Annotated in this window: 18 protein-coding genes; 1 reads left to right on the top strand and 17 read right to left on the bottom strand. The window is 72.0% G+C overall.

Annotation, left to right across the window (positions count from 1 at the left end; genetic code table 11):
- The 7 genes from ASG95_RS14300 to ASG95_RS14330 all read right to left on the bottom strand — a co-directional run.
- A partial coding sequence (locus ASG95_RS14300; protein ID WP_235543897.1) for a P-II family nitrogen regulator occupies nt 1–295 on the bottom strand: 295 nt, incomplete at its 3' end.
- Nucleotides 292–1,710, bottom strand: a complete 1,419-nt coding sequence (locus tag ASG95_RS14305) for an ammonium transporter (protein WP_056922535.1) — start codon at nt 1,708–1,710, stop codon at nt 292–294. The genes ASG95_RS14305 and ASG95_RS14300, both read right to left, overlap by 4 nt.
- 107 nt (nt 1,711–1,817) lie before the next feature.
- A complete protein-coding gene (locus ASG95_RS14310) occupies nt 1,818–2,768 on the bottom strand; it encodes a hypothetical protein (RefSeq protein WP_057377890.1) in 951 nt (316 codons plus the stop codon).
- 53 nt (nt 2,769–2,821) lie between these two features.
- Nucleotides 2,822–3,478, bottom strand: a complete 657-nt coding sequence (locus tag ASG95_RS14315) for a maleylpyruvate isomerase N-terminal domain-containing protein (protein WP_057377891.1) — start codon at nt 3,476–3,478, stop codon at nt 2,822–2,824.
- 9 nt (nt 3,479–3,487) lie between these two features.
- The gene (locus tag ASG95_RS14320) at nt 3,488–4,480 is read right to left on the bottom strand and encodes an HTTM domain-containing protein (protein WP_157582101.1); all 993 of its coding nucleotides are present in this window, start codon (nt 4,478–4,480) and stop codon (nt 3,488–3,490) included.
- Nucleotides 4,477–4,938 carry a hypothetical protein gene (locus ASG95_RS14325; protein ID WP_057377893.1) on the bottom strand — a complete coding sequence of 154 codons (462 nt, stop codon included), beginning with the start codon at nt 4,936–4,938 and terminating at the stop codon, nt 4,477–4,479. The genes ASG95_RS14320 and ASG95_RS14325 overlap by 4 nt, the downstream gene beginning before the upstream one ends.
- A 79-nt stretch (nt 4,939–5,017) precedes the next feature.
- Nucleotides 5,018–5,374: a VOC family protein gene (locus tag ASG95_RS14330; protein WP_057377894.1), complete on the bottom strand. Its 357-nt coding sequence runs from the start codon at nt 5,372–5,374 to the stop codon at nt 5,018–5,020.
- Between the two features lie 57 nt (nt 5,375–5,431).
- On the opposite strand from ASG95_RS14330, the gene ASG95_RS14335 reads away from it, so the two are divergent.
- Entirely contained in the window at nt 5,432–5,803 is a 372-nt protein-coding gene (locus ASG95_RS14335) for a hypothetical protein (RefSeq protein ID WP_082592639.1), read from the top strand.
- A gap of 1 nt (nt 5,804) precedes the next feature.
- On the opposite strand, the gene ASG95_RS14340 is transcribed toward ASG95_RS14335, so the two are convergent.
- The 10 genes from ASG95_RS14340 to ASG95_RS14385 all read right to left on the bottom strand — a co-directional run bounded on the left by ASG95_RS14340 (nt 5,805) and on the right by ASG95_RS14385 (nt 19,042).
- Nucleotides 5,805–6,635 carry a phosphotransferase gene (locus ASG95_RS14340; RefSeq protein ID WP_057377895.1) on the bottom strand — a complete coding sequence of 277 codons (831 nt, stop codon included), beginning with the start codon at nt 6,633–6,635 and terminating at the stop codon, nt 5,805–5,807.
- The gene (locus ASG95_RS14345) at nt 6,632–7,648 is read right to left on the bottom strand and encodes a hypothetical protein (RefSeq protein WP_057377896.1); all 1,017 of its coding nucleotides are present in this window, start codon (nt 7,646–7,648) and stop codon (nt 6,632–6,634) included. The genes ASG95_RS14340 and ASG95_RS14345 overlap by 4 nt, the downstream gene beginning before the upstream one ends.
- A gap of 32 nt (nt 7,649–7,680) precedes the next feature.
- A complete protein-coding gene (locus tag ASG95_RS14350; RefSeq protein ID WP_162259409.1) occupies nt 7,681–9,564 on the bottom strand; it encodes a tachylectin-related carbohydrate-binding protein in 1,884 nt (627 codons plus the stop codon).
- Between the two features lie 156 nt (nt 9,565–9,720).
- Nucleotides 9,721–10,944, bottom strand: a complete 1,224-nt coding sequence (gene ftsY, locus ASG95_RS14355) for a signal recognition particle-docking protein FtsY (protein WP_057377898.1) — start codon at nt 10,942–10,944, stop codon at nt 9,721–9,723.
- An 83-nt stretch (nt 10,945–11,027) separates the two neighbouring features.
- Nucleotides 11,028–13,715, bottom strand: coding sequence for a hypothetical protein (locus ASG95_RS14360; RefSeq protein ID WP_057377899.1), 2,688 nt, complete (start codon nt 13,713–13,715; stop codon nt 11,028–11,030).
- A gap of 214 nt (nt 13,716–13,929) precedes the next feature.
- Complete coding sequence (locus ASG95_RS14365; protein ID WP_056922525.1) at nt 13,930–14,190, bottom strand: hypothetical protein; 261 nt, start codon at nt 14,188–14,190, stop codon at nt 13,930–13,932.
- A 60-nt stretch (nt 14,191–14,250) separates the two neighbouring features.
- Nucleotides 14,251–17,823, bottom strand: coding sequence for a chromosome segregation protein SMC (gene smc / locus ASG95_RS14370; protein WP_057377900.1), 3,573 nt, complete (start codon nt 17,821–17,823; stop codon nt 14,251–14,253).
- A gap of 248 nt (nt 17,824–18,071) precedes the next feature.
- Nucleotides 18,072–18,398 (bottom strand): chorismate mutase, encoded by a 327-nt coding sequence (locus ASG95_RS14375; protein WP_056922523.1) that lies wholly within the window; start codon nt 18,396–18,398, stop codon nt 18,072–18,074.
- On the bottom strand, nt 18,395–18,586 hold the full coding sequence (locus ASG95_RS14380) for a hypothetical protein (protein ID WP_056922522.1): 192 nt from the start codon (nt 18,584–18,586) through the stop codon (nt 18,395–18,397). The genes ASG95_RS14375 and ASG95_RS14380 overlap by 4 nt, the downstream gene beginning before the upstream one ends.
- Before the next feature lie 159 nt (nt 18,587–18,745).
- Nucleotides 18,746–19,042: an acylphosphatase gene (locus ASG95_RS14385; RefSeq protein WP_056922521.1), complete on the bottom strand. Its 297-nt coding sequence runs from the start codon at nt 19,040–19,042 to the stop codon at nt 18,746–18,748.
- Nucleotides 19,043–19,076: the final 34 nt, after the last annotated feature.

Here is a 19,076-nt window from a genome sequence, read left to right on the forward strand (position 1 = left end):
CGTCCTCGACCGGGACGGTCCAGATCTTGCCGTCACCGATCCGGCCGGTCTGGGCGGCCTTGAGGATGACGTCGGCCACCGAGGTGGCGTCGATGTCGTCCACGAGGACCTCGACCCGCACCTTCGGCACGAAGTCGACGGTGTACTCGGCGCCGCGGTAGACCTCGCTGTGGCCACGCTGGCGGCCGTAGCCGGACGCCTCGCTGACGGTCATTCCGGAGATTCCGTAGGCCTCCAGGGCCTCCTTCACCTCGTCGAGCTGGTGGGGCTTGATGATGGCGGTCACGAGCTTCATGCGGACGCTCCCTCAGGGGTCTTGGCAGGCTTGGCGGACGAGGTCGAGACTGCACCGGGGGAGCCGAACCGGCCGCCGGTGAAGCCGCTGAGCTCGTAGGCCGACTCACCGTGCTCGCTCTGGTCGATCCCGTCGGACTCGACGTCCTCGGTGACCCTCCAGCCCAGGGTGTACTTCAGGGCCAGGGCGATCACTGCGGTCAGGATGCCACTGATGAGCAGCGACGCGATGGCGATGATGGCCTGCACGACGAGCTGCTTGGCGCCACCGCCGTAGAACAGGCCAGACCCGGTGGCGAGCAGGCCCGCACCGATGGTGCCCCAGAGACCGGCGACCAGGTGGACACCCACCACGTCGAGGCTGTCGTCGTAGCCGAAGCGGTACTTCAGGCCCACGGCCAGGGCGGACAGGCCACCCGCGACCACACCGAGGATCAGGGAGCCGACGGGCGACAGCGCGCCACAGGCCGGGGTGATGGCGACCAGGCCGGCGACGACGCCCGAGGCGCCACCGATCGACGTGGCGTGACCGTCACGGATCTTCTCCACGAGCAGCCAGCCGAGCATCGCGGCGCAGGTGGCGGCGGTGGTGTTCAGCCAGACCGTCGAGGCCAGGCCGTCCGCGGCGAGCTCGGAGCCCGCGTTGAAGCCGAACCAGCCGAACCACAGCAGGCCGGCGCCGAGCATGACGACCGGCACGTTGTGCGGTCGCATCGCCTGGGTGCCGAAGCCGAGCCGCTTGCCGACGATCAGGGCCAGCACGAGGCCGGCGATACCGGCGTTGATGTGGACCACCGTGCCACCGGCGAAGTCGATCGGGAGCACGTTGGCGACGCCGTCGGTCGCACCGAAGATCTTCGAGGACAGGCCGCCCTCGGCGCCGGAGAGGACGCCACCGCCCCACACCATGTGGGAGATCGGGAAGTAGACGATGGTGGCCCAGATGCCGGAGAAGACGAGCCAGGTGGAGAACTTGACGCGATCAGCGACGGCGCCGCTGATCAGCGCGACCGTGATCACGGCGAAGGTGAGCTGGAACCCGACGAACACGGTCTCGGGGATGAACACGTCCACGCCGAACACGTCGATCAGGCGCGAGCCGTCCGCACCGATGACGTTCTTGAGGCCGAACAGGTGGAAGGGGTTGGTGAACAGGCCACCGACGTCGCCGGTGCCGTCCTGCAGGTTGCCGAAGGACATGGAGTAGCCCCACAACACGTAGATGACACCGACGACGCCGAGCGCCCCGAACGACATCATGATCATGTTGAGGACGGACTTGGCTCGCGTCATTCCGCCGTAGAACAGCGCGAGACCGGGGGTCATGAGCAGGACCATCGAGGCGGCGACGAGCATGAACGCGGTCGCGGCCTCGTTGATCGTGGGGTCTGCCGCTGGCAGAAGTGCTGGAGTCATGGCCAGAACTCTGACCGGCGGGCGTTTCAGGGCGTGCCCGAGTTTGTTACAGCCGTGTTAGCGGATCCTCACATCCGTAAGGATCAGGTTTCGGACCGCAGCCGGTCTCACATCGTGGGAGCGGCGGCCCGCGCGAGGTACCGCTGACCCAGGGAGGTCAGCTCGTCGTCCTCCACCAGCTCCCCGAACCGCACCAGCGCACTGGCCGGGGCCCGCAGCGCCTCCCACTGCTCGCTGTCCACGAGGATGTCGCACAACATGATCTGCAGGTCGGGCGCGACGGGCCGGCCGGTGCGCTCGGACGCGCTGATGGCCTCCCCCAGCAGGGCCGCCGCCGTCGTCGAGTCGCCGCCCTGCCACAGCACGATCGCCTCGACCTCGGCCAGCGCGACGCGCAGCTCGACGGTCGCGTGGGCATGGACGAGTCGGCGAGCCCGGTCGAGGGCGTCCGGGGACCGAGGGTCTCCGGCCGCTGACAGTGCCCGTGCGGCCAGGACTGCCGCCTCGGCCGCCCAGCCCGGGTCACCGGCCTGCTCGTAGAGGTGCGAGGCCCGCAACACGAGCACCGGCCCCTCCTCGGGCGGCGCGACCTGGGCCAGTCCCATCAGTCCGCCAGCGGCATGGCCAGGCTCCCCCAGGGCCTGCAGCTGCTCGACGTAGCCGCGCCCGGCTGCCAGTGCGTCCGGGTCGCCGAGCAGCACCTCCACCGGCACCAGCGCGACGTGGCAGCGCAGGGTCTCGACCTCGTCGTCGGCCAGCACCGCCGCGCCCAGGGCGTCGCTCAGCACCTCCGCCGCGGCGGGGTGGCCGGCCCCGAACAGGATCTGGCCGAGGCGCCGGTCGAGCACTGCCTGCATGGTCAGCTCGGCCGGGTCGGTCAGCGGCAGCAGCTCGGCGCGGGCCTGCGCCCAGCCGTGCACGAGGTGGTCCATCCGGATCGGGTCGTGGGCGTCGGCCGCCGCGAGGAGGGCGTCGTGGTATCCCGTGACATCGTCCGGGAGGGGCGCCGCGGCCTCCGCCAGCACGGCCGCGGGCAGGTGCTCATGGTCTGGCTGCACGGCGTCGACGATAGCGCGCGGCCCGCCGGGGTATGCCGCGTGGTGCCCTCGCGTCAGAACGCCGAGATCGTGCCGGGGGCCCGCTGCGGGCGGCTCAGGCCGCGGACCACGGCGGTCTGCCCGTGTCGACGCACGGCGACCCCGGCGAGCAGGGCCAGCACCGGGCCGACCACGTCGTCGGGGTAGGTCGGGGTCTCGACCCCGACGCTCGCTGCGAGGTCGTCGCCGTGCACCACCATCTCCATCATCCGGGTCGTGAGGAAGTCCTCGGTGGACAGCGCCCAGCCCTGCCACGGGATGAAGATCGTGTCGGGTCGGCGCGGGGCAGCGAGGAGGGCCGGGAGGTCCGCGGCCCACTCGTGGCCGAGCTCGAGCACCACGTCGGGACCGACCCCTGCCGCGTCGTTGTCGCCCTCGCGGATCGACACGTTGACGTCGTCGTCCGGGCCTGCCTCCACCCACGCGGCCCGCGCGTAGTGCTCCTGCAGCCGGATCACCGGGGCATCCACAGGGGCCGCGTCCGGCGCCGTCCGCAGCCCCGTCACGGTGTTGCCGGCCTGCTTGAGCAGGTGGTGCGCGAGCCCTCCCACGGTCATCCCGGCGCAGGCGCTCTCGCGGCCCCAGGCGTCGCGCACCTCGGGGCGACCAGCGAGGTCGACGCTCAGGTCGACGGCGGACAGGAAGGCAGCGACGTGCTCGGCTCGGCTCACGGGACGACCCTAACCGGCGGCACCGACGGGGGCACGGCTCGAGCGGTCGGCGTCGCGAGGGGGCGGCGAGTCCCCTTCAGGTGGCGTGGGCGCCGGTCCGCCACGAAGCCGCGCGAAGCGCTCGCGGAGCCACGCGGCATACCGCTCGAGGGGGAGGAAGGCGAGCATCATCACGAGGTGGGGCCAGAACGCGATGGTGATGGCGCCGTAAGTCATGGCGTGGAAGACGAACCAGCCACCCACGGCACGGCGTCGCCACTTCTCGGACAGCAGGAAGATCACCGGCGAGGTGAGCTCGGCCCCCATCAGCACCCACTGGAACCAGTGCAGGGTCCAGGGCACCTCGAGCAGCCACTGCGCCATCGGCGTGCCGCGTCGGACGACCGCCCGGACCATGGTCGCCGAGTTGACCCAGTCCCAACCGCCGAAGCGGACCTTGGCCCACGAGGAGAGGAAGTAGGTCGCCACCGCGGCCAGCTGCACCGCGCGCAGGGCGAAGCCGGCCGCCTCGCTGCGTCGCTGGTCGGACAGGTGCGCCAACCCGACCGTCGGCAGCAGGGCGAGGGCGACCACGAAGTCGGCCCGGTCGTGGTCGACCTTGCCGTAGGAGAACGCGACGTACTGGTACCAGACCCACCCGACGGCCACGGCCCAGCCGAGCACCCGGGGCGCGCGACCGGTCATCGCAGCCAGTGCGGCGACGACACAGCCCCACTTGAGGACCTGCACGAGCAGCACTGAGGCCGCAGGCAGGTGCAGCACCTTCCCCATCACGAGTGGTTCGTACCAGACCGGGTCGGCGTAGCCGTGGTACCAGCCGGAGGTGTGCAGGAGGACCACGTCGACGATGACGAACGCGAAGACGAGCACCCGCAGGGCCGCGACCCGCGACAGCGGCATCGGCGCGAACAGCCAGCCGGAGAACCGCCGACCCACGCCCCGCCCCAGCCGGGTCAGGGCGGTCACGGCCGACCCGGCAGCCCCGGCAGTCCCCGTGCTCACGGCGCCTGCCACTGCGCGAGCACCTCGGTGCGCACCTCGCCGGTCGGCTTGCGGTCGACCACGACGATGAGCCGACGCACGACGCGCAGGGCGGTCCACTCCGAGGAGGTGGGCCGGAGCTGGGCGTGGCTGCGGGCGAGGGTGCCGAGGCGCGACGGGTCAGCCTCGATCTGCGGGATCCGCCCCTCGACCTCGGCCCGGTTGAGCCCGACGTTCTCGGGGGTCAGCGGCGCCCGCACCCACTGCCCCGGGGCGTCGGCGGTCTGCACCTCGATGCCGGTCGACCAGACCGATCCGGTGGCAGCCTGCGAGGTCGAGAACATCCGCCACGGGCCGAACGGCCACCAGTGGTCGTCGCCCACGAGCGACCCCGCACAGAACAGGACGGCGAGGGCGAGGACGACAGCTGCGCGCCACGTCTTCGCCACCCGACCGAGTCGGTCCACCCCCGTCTGCACGCGCTCAGGTTAGGCCATCGGGCTGGCCGTCCGGCCGACCTGCGGGCCGACCCGCGACGGCCCGACGACCGAGGCCGGGTCAGGCGGTCGACCACACCCCGAGCTCGTTGCCGGCGGGGTCACGGAAGTAGAACCGCCGCCCACCGGGGAACTCGTAGGGCTCGCGAGCGATCGTGCCGCCGGCCTCGCGGACCCGGGTCACGGTCGAGTCGAGGTCGTCGGAGTAGAGCAGCACGAGGGCGCCGCCGGGGCCGGGCTGTCCCTCGGGGTTGAGCCCGCCGACCTCTCCCTCCCCACCCGGGGCGCGGATGCCGGCGTACTCGCCGCCGTAGTCGTTGAACTCCCAGCCGAAGGCGGCGGAGTAGAAGTCACGCGCGGCGCCGAGGTCGGGGGCCGCGAGCTCGATGTAGTCGATGGTGTGGTGTGTCTGGGCCATCCCGCCACGCTAGCCACGACCCCCGACAGCCGCGGTCGACGGTGGCACGATGGCGGCATGTCCGACGGCTCGCTGTGGTCCATCCGCTCGCACGGCTCGATCCTGTCGATCGGCTCCGAGGGGTCGATCCTCTCGGTCGGCAGCATCGGTTCGGTCGCGTCCATCGCCAGCATCGGCTCGTTCGCCTCGCTGGGCTCGGTCGGGTCGGCGATGTCGATGGGTTCGGCGCTGTCGTTCCAGAGCACGGGGTCGGTCCTGTCGGGCCAGTCGAGCTCTTCGCTCCTCTCGTGGCAGTCGGGGCGGAGCGTGCGCTCCGCACAGTCCCGTGGTGAGCTGCCGGCGATGCGCATGCCGCTCGTGGCCGCCGGCGCCACGGTCCTCGCCGGGGTCGCCTACCTCGCGATCCGAGGCGCCCGCGCGACCCGTTGACCTACGAGATCGCCGCCGCGAACAGCTCGCGCCGCTGCCCGAACCACTCGGCATCGAGCAGGGGTCGCTCGGCGTGCCCCTCGGCGACCATCCGCACGAAGGCCGGGTCCCCTTGCGCCGCAAGGTCTTCCAGCGTGCGCGACTGCTCTGTCATGCGGCGCAGCACCGCGTCGGGCACCTCCGCCCGCAGGGACGCGTCCGCGGCATACCCGTCGAGCACCGCCGCGAACTTGTGCAGCCGCTCGGACAACGGCACCCCGCCCATCTCGCGACGCACCGCTGCGTCGTCGTGCCACAGCGGTGTCCAGGACCAGAGCACGTAGGCGAGGTCCTCGACCGGCCGACCCGGGGAGGCGAAGTCGAAGTCGATGACCGCGAACGAGCCGTCGGGTCGCAGCACGGTGTTGTAGGTGCCCACGTCGTGGTGCACCACGACCTCACCCGCGGCCAGGGCGCGACCGGGCACGACACGCCACGGCAGGGCCGGGTCGGGCTCGAACCCCGCCTGCGCCTCGTGGAAGGCGCGCAGCCAGGCGCCGATGGCGCGGCAGGCCGCCACGGTCCGGAACGGCGGTGCCAGCGCCTCCGGGCCCAGCGTCCCCGCCTGCCCCTGCAGGTATGCCGCGACCTCGCGTCCCTGCGCATCGGTGCCGAGCGCTCGCGGTGCGGCGTCGAAGCCGACCGACTCGAGGTGGTCGAGCAGGGCGTGCACGGCCGGCGTCCAGTGCCCGGCCTGCCTGCGGACGGTGTCACCCACCCGGACGACCACGCCGGTGTTGCCGCCGCCGAGGATCTCCTCCTGGGACGCGGGGTCCCGGCGACCGCTGGTCATCGCCGGCGCCGCCTCGGGACGCGGGTGACGAGGAAGGCGATCAGCACCAGGCCGGCCAGCGCCGCCAGGCCGGCGACCAGCTCCCCACGGTTCACCACCAGCGGCAGGACGTCGTCGCCGGCCGTGCCGGAGTGGCGAGTGGCCGCTGGTCCGGTCGGGACCGTCGACGGAGTGGCCGTCGGGTCGGACGACGGGGTCGTCGGGGTGGCGGTGGCGGTCGAGGTGCTCGGCAGCTGCGGCAGGGCGATCCCCTGGACGCGGGAGTCCTTGCCCTCGCTGCCCACCAGCAGGCCGGTCCCTCCCGGGGCGATGGCCAGGGTCTCCCCCTGCGGCTGGAGCGGGAGCAGGGTGGTGAGCTGCTCGGTCCACGTGCGGGGGTCGAGCAGGTGGAGCGAGGTGTAGGTCCGGACGGCCAGCGCGGAGCCGTCGGGCAGGAAGACGGCGTCGGTCGCGGACGAGGGTGCCGGCCCCACGCGGGTCAGCCGGCTCACCCCCTGACGGCTCGGTGCGGTCGGGAGGGCGTAGACGCCGCCCGGCCGACCCTTGGTGACGACGAGCACGCGACCGGTCCGCGGGTCGACGGCGAGGGCCTCGGCGTCGTGCGGCCCGTCCGGGTAGCTCAGCTCCCACGATGCCGGTCCACCACGTGAGCCGGACGTCTTCCCCAGCTCCGGCTCGTCGAACCAGTAGATCCGCACGACCGTGCGGGATGCGCTGTTGTCACCGATGTCGGCGACCAGCATCCGACCTTGCGGCGTGACCGCCAGGGCCTCGACGTCCCGGACCGGGGCGTCGAAGGTGTGCGCCCCGACCGTCGCGCCGGTGCGCGTGTCGACGGCGAAGACCCGCGCGGAGTCACCGGAGTCGTTGACGGTCCACACCGTGTGCGGGTGTCGCACGCTGAGGGCCAGCCCGGACGACTCGCTGATCCGGGCGTCCTCGAACCGGAAGTCGACGCGCGGCTGCTCGGCCGCGACCACCGGGGCGGAGGTCGCGGCCAGCAGCAGGACCACGCCGCCCCAGCGGAGCGCGGGCCGGAGGAGCCTCAGGGGAAGTACGGCGGGGTCGGGATGGACAGCTGGCGGTGGGCGCCGTTCTGGGCCAGGACGCTCTGCACCACCAGCCAGGGCTCACCTGCGTTGGCCCAGGAGTAGTTGTCGGCCGTCGCGGGGTCGGACCCAGCGGTTCCCACCGGTGCGGAGGTCTGGGCGACCCAGGCCCCCCAGGTGCCACTGAGCTCCCCGGTCTCCTCGGCGCCGACGAGACCGCCGGACGAGGACCGGGCAACGATGACGGACTTGCCCGGGTGGGCGCCGAAGGACACCGCGGGGTCACCCTCGGTCTGACCGGCCAGTGTCTGCCACGGCCCTGACCGACCGCCGGCGCGCAGCGGACACATGCGGGCGTGGACGAGACCGTCGGTCCCGCGGTAGGTGAGGACACCGTCGTTGCCGCCGGGGTAGACGAGGAGGTCAGGCGTCCCAGCGGCCCCCTCGGCGACGGTGGTCCAGCTCGTGACGCGGGTGCCGTCGTAGGTGCCCAGCCGCAGCTGGCCGCTGGGGGTGATGACCCCGAGGCCGAGGCCACCGGTGTCGCCGATCCTGATCTGCTTCACCATGACCCGTTTGGCGGCGAGCCCCGTGACGCCGACCGGGTGCCAGGGCAGGAAATCGCCGGTCGAGTGCAGCTGCCGCTTCACCCACAGCGCGCCCTGCGGGTCGATCGCGAAGTGGAAGGCGACGGAGCCGATCGACGCCGAGGCGGGAGAGGTGGCCATTCGGCCGCCCTCGTCCGTAGGAGGCGTCAGGCCGAAGCGGTAAGGGACCTGGAGGGCGCCGTGCATCTGGCCGTCCGGACCGGTCGTGAGCACCGACATCCGGCCGTCGGCGAGCCGCGTGACCGAGGGCGTCCCCACGGCCGCGGGGAAGGGCAGGGGCGCCTGCTGCATGCCGCCCGTCACGCCGTCGTAGCGCCCCCACACCACGCCCTGGGTGCGGTCCGGCGCCACGACGTCGACCTCACTCGACTGGGGCACCGCGGCAATGCCCGGTCGGTCCGTGCCGGCGGTGGTGGGCGCCACCTCCTCGGGGACGAACGAGTCGCCCCAGCAGCTGTCGCTGGTCGCCGTCGCCTGACGCATGACCTGCCACCCGGCCCCGACCTTGCGCTTGGTGATCACCCAGGTCCTGGTGTCCTCGCGGTAGCGGTACTGGAACAGGTCGCCGTTGGTGGCCTGGCCGAGGAGCACGTCGCCACCCGGGGAGAAGAGCCGGCTGAAGATGTTCCAGCCGGCCCCCACCCGCGAGACCGTCGAGATGATCCGGTCGCTGGTGGCCTCGTAGCGCATCCGGTCGAGTGCGCCGTCCTTGTGCCGGACGTAGAGCACGCCGTCGCCGGCACCGACCAGCGCGTTCCGCGTGGGGTCGGCCTCGAGCACGAGGTCGCGGACGGCGACCAAGCCCGTGTGGTCGGCATCGAACCGATAGGCCTGCACGGCTCCTGCGTCGGTCAGGGTGTAGATGGTGCCCCGCTGGTCGGCGACGATCCGTGCGGACCGCGAGCTGGCGGCATACTCGCCCAGGAAGCCGAAGTGACGGCGCTGCACGTCCCACGTGCCGGCCGGGGTGCGGTGGTAGACGTAGAGGCCGTCGGACTTCAGGGCGTACACCCAGCCGGAGCCGCCGGCGATGACCTTGCCGTAGACCTGCCACCCCGAGCCGATGGCCGTGCGGGCGCCGAACTTCGCCGTGGACGTCGCAGCGTCCCGGAAGGGGTATCGGAACAGCGTGCCGCCGGCGTCGACGGCGAAGACCGGGGCCGTGACAGCGCAGGTGGTGGCGTCGGCCGCGTGGGCGGTCGGTGCCAGCCCGAGGCCGAGTGCGCCGGCCACCGTGGTCGCCACGAGCGCGGCAAGGGTACGAGTGGTCACGAGGTCCCCCCAGGGAGTCGATTCGTCATGGTTTGGCACGAGCCTCGGCCGATGGTAGTTGAGCGAGGAGATGCCGGGGGACGAGCACCGGGTGGTCGTCGGGATCTGCCGGGGGACCTGCCGGTGCAGCCCGGAGCGACCCACCCGGAGCTCCGGTCAGGACAGCAGCGCGTCGACGAAGGCCTCGGGGTCGAACGGCGCGAGGTCGTCCGGCCCCTCGCCCAGGCCCACCAGCTTGACCGGCACCCCGAGCTTGCGCTGGACGGAGACCACGATGCCGCCCTTGGCCGTGCCGTCGAGCTTGGTGAGCACGATGCCGGTGACGTCGACGACCTCGGCGAACACCTCCGCCTGCCGCAGGCCGTTCTGGCCGGTCGTGGCGTCGAGGACCAGCAGCACCTCGTCGATCGGGCTCTGCTTCTCGATGACGCGCTTGACCTTGCGCAGCTCGTCCATCAGGCCGACCTTGTTGTGCAGCCGGCCCGCGGTGTCGATGAGCACGACATCGGCCTCGAGCTCGGCAGCCGCCTTGACGGCGTCGAACGCGACGGCTGCCGGGTCGGCGCCGTCCCGGTCGGAGCGCACGGTGGGCACGCCGACGCGGGCACCCCAGGTCTCCAGCTGGTCGGCGGCAGCGGCCCGGAACGTGTCGGCAGCGCCGAGCACGACGTCCTTCTCCTCGGCGACGAGCACGCGGGCCAGCTTGCCGACGGTCGTGGTCTTGCCGGTGCCGTTGACGCCGACGACCATGACCACGGCGGGGCGGCCGTCGACGCGGGAGCTGACGACGGTGCGGTCGAGGGTGGGATCGACGAGTCGCAGCAGGTCCTCCCGGAGCCAGCCGCGGACGGTCGCCTCGTCGGTCGTGCCCTCGACCTTCACGCGGGCGCGCAGCGACTCGACGAGCTCGGTGCTGGCCTCGACGCCGAGGTCGGACGCGATGAGGGTGTCCTCGACCTCCTCCCAGGCCTCCTCGTCGAGCCGGCCCCGCGACAGCAGGGCGAGCAGGCCCTGCCCGAGGGCGGTGTTCGACCGCGCCAGGCGGGCCCGGAGCCGCTGCAGGCGACCAGCCGGCGCGTCGGGGCGGTCCAGCGTCGGGGTCGGCGCGGGCGAGGGCAGTGCCTCGTCGACCGGGGTGGGGAGGGTGTCGACCGAGCCGGCGTCCTCGATGGACCGCTTCGGGGCGTCCCGGGGCGGTTCCGCGTCGTCGCCCACACCGGGCAGGACGTCGCGGTCGCGCGTCGGTGTCGTCGGTGACGGCGCGGACTTCGGGCGGCCTCCGCGGCCCCGCACGAGTCCGAGCAGCACCCCTCCGAGGATGACGAGGAGCCCGACGGCGACGGCAATCCATTCCCACAGCTGATCGATCACGCGCGCCATCCTCCCCCATCACCGCCCCGCGACACGATTCGAGGTGGGCGCCCCAGCGACCCGGCACGCCCACCCCGCCTCGTGCGGCAGCGCTACTGCGGCGCCGGGATGCTCCAGATGCCCCGACCGTGTGTCGCCGCGTAGAGGTTGCCGTCCGGCGCGGACTCGAGGTCCATCACCACCGTGAGCGGCAGGCCGGTGCCGAGCACCTGCCACGTGGTCGCACCCTTGGCCCGGTAGAAGGTGGCCAGGTCGGTGCCGAGGACGACCCCACCGTTGGCCAGCTGCTTCACCGTGCTCGCGGGCACGTCCGGCAGGTTGCCGCTCGTGTCGGTCCAGGTGGCTCCACCGTCGGTCGTCTCGTAGAGGTGACCGACGCCGGCCCCCGGGCCCTCGGTGAACCTGCGCGAGAAGCCGTTGATGGCGGCATACGCGTGCTGGGTGTTGGCCGGGTCGATGGTCAGGCCCTGGACGAACCGGTTGGGGAAGGTGGACGCCAGCGTGAGCTGGTGCCACGTCCCGCCGGCGTTGGTGGCGATACCACGGGTGAACCCGGTGTTGTTGCAGGGTCCGCACCAGGACACGTATGCGGTGCCGTCCTGCATCGAGACCGCCGTGGCCGAGTGCCCGGCGCCGAGGTCGAAGACCTTCTTCACCGCCGAGGCGTCGCGGGCGGCCCACACCTTCGGGACCGTGTAGACGAACTGGCCGCCGAAGATCGCGGTGTCCGGGTCGGCACCGTCGAGCCCGACCGGGGCGATGAACCGTGGGTTGGGGTCACCGGGGTCCAGCGACCAGCTGGTCGCCGTGGCCTCGCTCAGCGCGCCGGGGTTCGTGGCGCAGTTGTTGGTGACCTTCACGGCGAGGTAGACGTACTCCTGCAGCTGGTTGCAGCCCTGGCGCGGGTCGGCGGCACTGTCGCCACCGTCGCCGCCGAAGCCCGATCCCATCTCCGTGTCGCCGTTCGTGCCGTTCGGCGCGACCTTCCGCAGGTTCGACGTGCCGTTGTCCTGCAGACCGCCGGAGACGACGACCCCGCTGCCGGCGGTCTCCGTGCCGACGGAGACCGAGTAGTACTGCAGCGCGTCGAGGGTGCCGTCGGTCGAGGTCGACTCGAGGTCGGTGGCGTTCCCGTTGGCGTTCACCTGGCCGTTGACCGGACGACGGTAGACGCCGCCGTCATTGCCGAAGAACACCACTGGAGTGCCGTTGCGGGTGCCGACGGCCACCGAGTGCTGGTCGGGGTGACCGGCCAGCGGGCAGGTGTTCTTGGAGTCCGCGATGTTCCAGCAGGGGAAGTAGAAGTTCCAGTACGGCGACACCGCGGACCAGTGGCTGCCGGCGTCCTTGGTCTCGAAGACCTCCTCCAGACCGGCCCACACGTGGTCGCGGTTGGCGGGGTCGACGGTGAGGAACTGGTTGTACCAGGCCTGCACGCCGACGCCGTAGCCCTTGCGGTCCAGCGCCGAGCCGCTGTTGTGCAGCTGCGCGGCGTCGGCGATCTTGTTCCACGGTCCCTTGGGCGAGCCGGTCTTCGACACGAAGATCCCCGCCAACGACGAGGAGCCACTGATCTTGCTGGGCTGCTGCACCAAGGCGTACAGCCGGTCACCGGTCTTGCTGAACGCGAAGGTCGTGTACCCCACGTCGGAGGTGTTGGTGATGCTGCCGAGGGTCACCGACAGCTTGTGCCAGCCGGACGGCCCGGTGGTGAAGTCGTTGGTCTCGTAGAAGCCGTTGTAGGCGTCCCCGGACCGCCAGCCGATGGCTGCGACGACGTGCTTGGGGTTCTTCGGGTCGACCGCGATGTCGTTGACGATGTTCTTGTATGCCGCGTCGGTGGGTCCCGAGGCGGTGTTGCCTCCCCAGTTCGACCCCGCCGGGACGAGGACGTTGCCTGCGTCGTCCTTGATCTCGGGCATCCAGGTGGGGTTGGGCGCGAAGCCGAAGGTCCACGCGCCGGCCTTGCTCCCGGCCGCGTGGTACCAGATGCCGCGGTTGGTTGCGGCGAACACGGTCGAGCCGCCACCGAACCGGATCCGGCCGATGGTGGTCGACTCCAGCTCCTTGCCGCCGACCCGGTCGGTCGGGGCGAACGCACCGGACGTCGGGCTGCCGAGCCGGTAGACCCCGGCCCCGACGAACGAGGTGGCTCCGGTGTTGGACTCCCCGGTCGCGAACCACAGCGAGCCGTCGCCGGCCAGCTGGAGGTCGCCACCGCTCAGCGAGGGCAGGGTGTCGGCGATCGACGTCCACGCGCCACCACCCTGGGAGGAGCGCCAGACGCCGCCGTCGGCTCCCGCGGCATACACGTGGTTGGCGCTGTCGGCCGCCAGGCCGGTGATCCGGCCGGTCACGTGGCCGGCGCCGCCGGAGGAGTTGGAGTAGTAGTCGCGGTAGCGCGGGTCGTCGGCGTTGTAAGCGACCCCGGTGACCTCCTTCCAGGTGCCGGCCGTGTGGGTCAGGCCCTGGATCTGGGTGAAGGCGTTGCCGTAGGCGCCAGGTGCGACGACGCCGGGGGCAGTGCGCGCCTGCGCGAACTGCTCGGCGATCGTCACCGCCTCCTTGGACTCGTTCTGGGCCTCCGTCGGGTTGCCCCCGGCGATCATCAGGGCCTTCTCCATGACGGCGGCGTTGTAGTGGCGGTCCCGCCACTGGTACTTCAGCCAGGCTTCGTTGAGCTCGTGCCGGCCGAGGAAGCCGGCGGCACCGCCGACGACCAGGGCCAGGCCGCAGCCGGCGGCGATGGTGCGGCGGGTGCGGGACGTGAGAGATGCCATCGGTGGGTCTCCTCCAGGGCGGTGTGGCCCCGGGGTCTGGGACCGCGCCCCAGCATCCTCGTGCGGACAGTCAGCGGCCCATGACAAATGTCATGGGTGGGGCCATGCGCGACGTACCTGACCTGCGCAGACACCCGACGACGAGAGCCGCTCCCCTCGTGCGGGAAGCGGCTCCGAAAACCTTGCGCGTCCGACGCGCGGGGTGACCCGGCGGTCAGCTGGCGCGGTGCTTGCCGATGTCCTCGGCGGTGGCGTTGGGGGTGATGGTGTCGGCGACCTTGTCCTTGGCCGTGACGATGGCGTCGCCGGTGGACTCGATGGTCGACACCGTCTTGTCCTTGACGGTCGCGATGAGCTCCTCGCCCTGCGGCGTGAGCAGCTCTCGACCCTCGCGTCGCGCCGGGATGGCGACCACGGCGACGACGGCAACGGCCAGGACGACGCAGACGAGCATGCCGATGATGAGGGGGACCATGCCTCCAAGGGTGCCCTGCCCGAGCGCATTTGCTCAAATCGGCGCGCTAGCGCCGGGGTGCTACGCGCTCTGGGCAGCCACGTCCCGGATCCGCTGCGAGACGACAGTGGTCACGCCGTCACCACGCATCGACACACCGTAGAGGGCGTCGGCGACCTCCATGGTGCGCTTCTGGTGGGTGATGACGATGAGCTGGCTGGAGTCGCGCAGCTCCTCGAAGAGCGTGATCAGACGGCCCAGGTTGGCGTCGTCGAGCGCTGCCTCGACCTCGTCCATGATGTAGAACGGGCTGGGCCGAGCCTTGAAGATCGACACCAGCAGGGCCACGGCCACGAGGGACCGCTCGCCACCGGAGAGCAGCGAGAGGCGCTTGATCTTCTTGCCGGGCGGGCGGGCCTCGACCTCGATGCCGGTGGTGAGCATGTTGGCCGGGTCGGTGAGGGTGAGCTTGCCCTCGCCACCGGGGAAGAGTCGGCTGAAGACGCCCTCGAACTGCGCGGCCGTGTCGTGGAACGCCTCGGTGAACACCCGCTCGACCCGCTCGTCGACCTCACGGACGATGTCGAGCAGGTCGCGCTTGGACTTCTTGAGGTCCTCGAGCTGCTCGGTGAGGAACTTGTGCCGCTCCTCCAGCGCGGCGAACTCCTCCAGTGCGAGCGGGTTGACGCGGCCGAGGGCACCGAGGGCACGCTCGGCCTTGCGCATCCGCTTCTCCTGGACCTCGCGCACGAAGGGCGCCGGCTCCGGGAGAGCGTCGGGGTCGTCGTCGGGACCGGCCACGAAGGGGACGAGCTGGTGGGGGCCGAACTCCTCCATCAGGGCGTCGGGGTCGATGCCCAGCTCCTCGACCGCCTTGGCCTGCATGGCCTCGATGCGCAGGCGCTGCTGGGTGCGCGCGACCTCGTCACGGTGGACGGTGTCGGTCAGCTCGCGCAGGTCGTCCTGGAGGACGGAGACCTCGCATCGCACCTGGGTCAGGGCCTGGTCGCGCTCGGCGCGCTCCTGCTCGGCGGCGGCGCGCTGGCGGGCGGCGGTGTCGAGGGCGGTCGCGATGAGCGTGCTCGCGTATGCCGCGCCGCGCCGGACGGCCTCGGCCACCGTCGCCTCGCGCTTGCGCCGCTCCTGGCGGGCTGCGAGCCGCTGACGGGCAGCGAGCTCGTTGCGGGCCGCGCCCTCGAGCGAGTCGGCCCGACCCTTGAGGGCGCGGGCACGCTCCTCCTTGGTGCGCAACGTGAGTCGCAGCTCGGTCTCCGCGGTGCGACCGCGGCTCGCCTCGAGCTCCAGCCGGTCGCGCTCGTCGGTGCTCGGGTCCTGCGACTCGGTCGGCTCCGCGCTGGCCTCGTCGAGGCGCTCGGTGAGCCCGGCCAGCTCGACCCGGTCGCTCTCGAGGGCCGCGGTGGCGTCGGCGATGGTGCGCTCGGTGCGCTCGGCCTCGGCCTTGGCGGAGCGCACGGTGGCCCCGAGGTGGCCCAGGCGCTCGGCCACGGCTGCCATCTTGGCGTCGGAGTCGTGGAGTCGCTCGAGGGCGGCCTCGACGTCGTCGTTGGCCACCCGCTGGCGCTCCTGCGCAGCGGTCAGCGCGAAGCGGGCCTGCTCGCCGCGCCGAGTCGCGTCGGCGACGCGGTCGCGGGTCTCGTCGACGGCCGACTGGATCTCGATGAGGCTGGGCGCGCTGCTGCTGCCGCCGCGGACGAAGCCGGGGGCGAACACGTCGCCGTCGGTGGTGACCGCGGTGATCCCCTCACCGCGTGAGGCGAGGGCCGCTGCGAGGGCGGGGTCTGCGACGAGCGCCACGCGGTCGAGCAGCTGCTCCACCGCGGGCCGCACGGTGGCGGGTGCCTCGACGACCTCGCGGGCCCAGACCGCCGAACCCTCGAGCACGGGCCAGGTGGACGGGTCGCTGGAGCGGGCGGTCTGCCCGACGAGGAAGGCAGCCCGGCCGGCGTCGTCGGCCCGCAGCGTGGTGAGGGCGCGAGCCGCGTGGTCGACTGACTCGACGGCGAGGGCATCACCGGCCCAGCCGAGCGCCGCCGCGATGGCGGCTTCGTGGCCGCCCTTGACCTGGAGCAGGGAGGCGACCGACCCGACGATCCCGTGCTGGGAGTCGGCGGCGGCCAGCAGGGTGGCCGCGCCGTCCTTGCGGGACAGGCTGAGCTCGAGGGCCTCGAGCCGCGCGGCGCCACTGGTGCGGTCGCGCTCGGCGAGCCGCTCGGCCTCGCGGTGCTGCTCGACCTCGGCCTCGACCTGCTCGAGGACGGCAGCGGCCTTCTCGTAGGCGGAGTCGAGCCCCTCCTCGCCCTCTTCGTCGACGGCGACCGAGGCCTCGAGGGTCCGGAACTCCTGCTCCGCCGCGGCGGCGCGCTGGAGCGACTGCTCGATGACACCGCGCAGGCGGCCGATCTCCGCCTCCCCGGCCTCGAGCCGACTCCGGCGGGCGCCCACCTGGCCGGCCAGCTTGGCCAGTCCCTCACGTCGGTCAGCGGCCGCGCGGGCGAGGCGCTGGAGCCGCTGCTGCTCCGCGGCATACGCCTGCTCGGCGGCCTCGCGGGCCGCGACGGCGACCTCGAGCTCGGTCTTGGCCTCGCGGACCTCGGCGAGCAGGGCCTCTTCCTGCTTGCGCGCCTCGGCAGCCTGCGCGCGCAGCTCCTCGGGGTCACGGCCCGAGGTCTGCTCGTCGTGGGTGTCCTGGCTGAGCAGGCGCACGCGCTCGGCGGCGAGGGACTCGGTGGAGGTGAGCTTGTCGCGCAGCTGCTGCAGGCTGAACCAGCGCTCCTGCGCCCTGGCGAGCTCCGGCGCGGCGTCCTGGGCCTGCTGCTCGAGGGTGGCGAGCCGGCTGCGCAGCGTGGCCAGCCCCTCCTCGACCTCGGTGCGCTTGGCAACCAGGGCGGTCTCGTCGGCGACCTCCTGCTCGAGGGTCGACGTCAGCTGGACGAGGTCGTCGGCGAGCAGGCGCAGGCGCGCGTCCCGGGCGTCGGCCTGGATGACGGCGGCCTTGCGGGCGGCCTCGGCCTGGCGACCCAGGGGGCCAAGCTGGCGGCGGATCTCACCGGTGAGGTCGTTGACCCGGGTGAGGTTGGCCTCCATCGACTCGAGCTTGCGGAGCGCCTTCTCCTTGCGCTTGCGGTGCTTGAGGACGCCGGCCGCCTCCTCGATGAAGCCGCGCCGCTCCTCGGGGGTGGCGCGCAGGACGGCGTCGAGCTGGCCCTGGCCGACGATGACGTGCATCTCGCGGCCGATGCCGGAGTCGGAGAGCAGCTCCTGGACGTCGAGCAGGCGGCAGGACGTGCCGTTGATGGCGTACTCGGAGCCGCCGTTGCGGAACATCGTCCGCGCGATCGTGACCTCGGTGTAGTCGATCGGGAGCGCGCCGTCGGAGTTGTCGATGGTCAGCGCGACCTCGGCGCGACCCAGCGGCGCACGGCCGGACGTCCCGGCGAAGATGACGTCCTCCATCTTGCCGCCGCGCAGGCTCTTGGCGCCCTGCTCCCCCATCACCCAGGCGAGCGCGTCGACGACGTTGGACTTGCCCGAGCCGTTCGGCCCGACGATGCAGGTGATGCCCGGCTCGAGACGCATCGTGGTCGCCGAGGCGAAGGACTTGAAGCCCTTCAGGGTGAGGCTCTTGACGTACACGAGCGGGTCGGCTCCTGGTGAGATGCGGGGCTGTCTGACGGGACCGTCGAGGTCTGGGCCACCTTACCTGCGGTCGCGGCGTGGTCCCGGCACCTTCCGTCGCCCTGCGTTGCCTGTGCCTCATGTGACAGGAGTGACCCCAGAGGTATGCCGCGCGCCCCCTTCTCCGACTTCTGGCCATCCGTGCCGCACCGGACCCGCCAAACCCCGGCTCCCTGCCACACCAGTGGCCAGAAGTGGGCGCAGAGTCAGGAGCTGGCGATGGCCTCGTGGTGGTGGATGACCTCGGCGATCACGAAGTTGAGGAACTTCTCGGCGAACGTCGGGTCCAGCCCGGCCTGGTCGGCGAGGTCGCGCAGCCGCGCGATCTGGGCCTCTTCGCGCGCGGGGTCAGCGGGCGGCATACCCTCGCGGGCCTTGAGCTCACCCACCTGCTGGGTGCACTTGAAACGCTCGGCGAGCAGGTGGATCAGGGCCGCGTCGATGTTGTCGATGCTCGCACGCAGGCGCAGCAGATCGTCAGGGGTCGAACCAGTGGAACGGGACGAACCGGGCGTCGCTGCGGTCGAGCTCACCCGGCAATCGTAGGCACGCCGGCTGCGACGGCGTCGGGGTGTCTCAGATCTTCACGCAGCTTGTCGTTCTCGAGCTGCAGTCGCTCGACGAGGAACTCGAGGTCCCGCACCCGGCGACGCAGTTCGATGGTCTCGAGCATCAGTCGCGGGTCAGACGCCACGCGATAGCCCACCAGGGCCTTGGCCATGTCGACTCCTTCTCCGCAGACGTGGGGGTCGCGTCCGGCGGGTGCCCGGTTCCGGCATCTCATCCGGCTTCTCGTCCGGGCATCTCTCAGAGTGACATCCGGACCACAGCCGGTCAATGCCGCAGCGGGCAAACTGCCGCAACCGCGCTCATTTCGCGCTCACTTCTCCACAAACCCGACCAGCCCGTCCTTGGGCGAACCCCAGGTGGTCACGCACTGGTGGACCTCGCCGGGCCGCAGGTGCTGGGAGGGACGCTCCTCGATCAGCGCGACCAGCTCACGGATCCGCTCCTCGTCGCCCTGGGCGACCACCTCGACGCGGCCGTCGCCGGCGTTGCGGGCGTGACCGACGAGGCCGAGCTCGAGCGCCCGGGCGCGGGTCCACCAGCGGAACCCGACCCCCTGCACCCGACCGTGCACCCAGACGACCGCCCTGGCCGGACCGTTGTGATCCATCCTCACCACCCTCTCGGTCCAGTTGTACAACCGC

Origin of the sequence: Phycicoccus sp. Soil803, assembly GCF_001429685.1 — a bacterium.
In the GTDB taxonomy this organism is placed as follows: Bacteria; Actinomycetota; Actinomycetes; order Actinomycetales; family Dermatophilaceae; genus Pedococcus.